The 2,997-nt window shown below is 56.7% G+C and carries 2 rRNA genes; both read right to left on the bottom strand.

The annotated features are described in order from the left end of the window. Positions 1-929 (bottom strand): 23S ribosomal RNA (locus Q1B24_RS21715); the annotation flags it as partial. 526 nt (positions 930-1,455) lie between these two features. Continuing rightward, positions 1,456-2,971, bottom strand: a 16S ribosomal RNA gene (locus tag Q1B24_RS21710). Between the last annotated feature and the right edge of the window lie 26 nt (positions 2,972-2,997).

Genomic DNA, 2,997 nt, shown 5'->3' with positions numbered 1-2,997 from the left:
AAATGCATTTCGGGGAGAACCAGCTATCACGAAGTTTGATTGGCCTTTCACCCCTATCCACAGGTCATCCCCTCAGTTTTCAACCTAAGTGGGTTCGGTCCTCCACGTCGTCTTACCGACGCTTCAACCTGCCCATGGATAGATCACTTCGCTTCGGGTCTTGAGCGCGCTACTGAAACGCCCTATTCGGACTCGCTTTCGCTACGGCTTCCCCACACGGGTTAACCTCGCAACACACCGCAAACTCGCAGGCTCATTCTTCAAAAGGCACGCCGTCACCCACCCACACCACAAGGATGCGTCAGGCTCCGACGGATTGTAGGCACACGGTTTCAGGTACTATTTCACTCCCCGCCAGGGGTACTTTTCACCTTTCCCTCACGGTACTTGTCCGCTATCGGTCATCAAGGAGTATTTAGGCTTAACGGGTGGTCCCGCCAGATTCACACGGAATTTCAGGGGTTCCGTGTTACTTGGGAACACGCTCGGAAGCCTGCGCTTTACGTCTACGGGCCTATCACCCTCTACGGTACGGCTTTCCAACCGACTTCGACTTCCACACAGGTTTCTTACTTCCTCCACGCACGGCAGCACGTGATGAGCGGTCCCACGACCCCGCGTCTGCAACCCCTGCCGGGTATCACACAGACACGGTTTAGCCTCATCCGATTTCGCTCGCCACTACTCTCGGAATCACTGTTGTTTTCTCTTCCTGTCGGTACTGAGATGTTTCACTTCCCGACGTTCCCTCCACACACCCTATGTGTTCAGGTGCAGGTAACACGACATGACTCGTGCTGGGTTTCCCCATTCGGACACCCCCGGATCACAGCTTGGTTGCCAACTCCCCAGGGCTTATCGCAGGCTCCAACGTCCTTCATCGGCTCTTGATGCCAAGGCATCCACCATGTGCCCTTCATAGCTTGTCTCAACAACGTCAAAACAACACACGCTGCGTAAAACCAGAAACAAAACCAAAGAACACCCGACACACCCCCAATCAAAGGATGCGCCGGCAGACTCATTCAAGCCGCAACCCGTAAGGAAACAGGCCACGACCGAACAATAATTACACACTCACAACCAACACCCACCGGTTGAAAAACCACGGGTCCTGGTCGTGAAGATGCTCGCGTCCACTATGCAGATCTCAAACAACAACCCCACCAACACCCTCACCCCCACAACGGAGAGCTCAGACGAAGAGAGGAACCAACAAGGCCCAACCCAGGAACAGACCCACGACAGCCCACCACTCACGCAGCGCACTCCCATGACCTGCCCCTGACGGCTGATCCTTCAGGACCCAACAGTGTGTTCAACCACGTCCCCACCAACGTGAGGCCCATGACCAGGCAACGAGCACAGCTCGCACCTGACAGTCGACGTTCCACTAGTGAGACACCACCATGCGCCAGCGAACATTCGCCGCTGGTCGGGGTGTGTGCTCCTTAGAAAGGAGGTGATCCAGCCGCACCTTCCGGTACGGCTACCTTGTTACGACTTCGTCCCAATCGCCAGCCCCACCTTCGACGGCTCCCTCCACAAGGGTTGGGCCACCGGCTTCGGGTGTTGCCGACTTTCGTGACGTGACGGGCGGTGTGTACAAGGCCCGGGAACGTATTCACCGCAGCGTTGCTGATCTGCGATTACTAGCGACTCCGACTTCATGGGGTCGAGTTGCAGACCCCAATCCGAACTGAGACCGGCTTTTTGGGATTCGCTCCCCCTTACGGGATCGCAGCCCTTTGTACCGGCCATTGTAGCATGCGTGAAGCCCTGGACATAAGGGGCATGATGACTTGACGTCATCCCCACCTTCCTCCGAGTTGACCCCGGCAGTCTCCTATGAGTCCCCACCATTACGTGCTGGCAACATAGAACGAGGGTTGCGCTCGTTGCGGGACTTAACCCAACATCTCACGACACGAGCTGACGACAGCCATGCACCACCTGTACACCCCCAAAAGAAGCCCCATCTCTGGAGCGGCAGGGTGTATGTCAAACCCAGGTAAGGTTCTTCGCGTTGCATCGAATTAATCCGCATGCTCCGCCGCTTGTGCGGGCCCCCGTCAATTCCTTTGAGTTTTAGCCTTGCGGCCGTACTCCCCAGGCGGGGCGCTTAATGCGTTAGCTGCGGCACGGAATCCGTGGAATGGACCCCACACCTAGCGCCCAACGTTTACGGTGTGGACTACCAGGGTATCTAATCCTGTTCGCTCCCCACACTTTCGCTCCTCAGCGTCAGGTCATTCCCAGAGAACCGCCTTCGCCACCGGTGTTCCTCCTGATATCTGCGCATTTCACCGCTACACCAGGAATTCCGTTCTCCCCTGAATACCTCTAGTCTGCCCGTATCGAAAGCAAGCCAGGTGTTAAGCACCTGGTTTTCACTCCCGACGCGACAAACCGCCTACGAGCCCTTTACGCCCAATAATTCCGGACAACGCTCGCACCCTACGTATTACCGCGGCTGCTGGCACGTAGTTGGCCGGTGCTTCTTTACCTGTTACCGTCACTTGCGCTTCGTCACAGGCGAAAGAGGTTTACAACCCGAAGGCCGTCATCCCTCACGCGGCGTTGCTGGATCAGGCTTCCGCCCATTGTCCAATATTCCCCACTGCTGCCTCCCGTAGGAGTCTGGGCCGTGTCTCAGTCCCAGTGTGACCGGTCACCCTCTCAGGCCGGCTACCCGTCGAAGCCATGGTGAGCCATTACCTCACCATCAAGCTGATAGGCCGCGAGCACATCCCTGGCCGAAAAACTTTCCACAACCATCCCATGCGAGAAGTTGTCGTATCCGGTATTAATCACCGTTTCCGGTGGCTATCCCAAAGCCAGGGGCAGATTACTCACGTGTTACTCACCCGTTCGCCGCTCGAGTACCACCGAAGTGGCCTTTCCGCTCGACTTGCATGTGTTAAGCACGCCGCCAGCGTTCGTCCTGAGCCAGGATCAAACTCTCCATCGAAAAACATCAACCCCCACCACCCCAAA

The sequence above is a fragment of the uncultured Nocardioides sp. genome, assembly GCF_947488025.1.
Classification (GTDB): domain Bacteria; phylum Actinomycetota; class Actinomycetes; order Propionibacteriales; family Nocardioidaceae; genus Nocardioides.
Note: the sequence above shows the minus strand (reverse complement) of the source record. Positions and strands in the feature narration are given on the sequence as shown.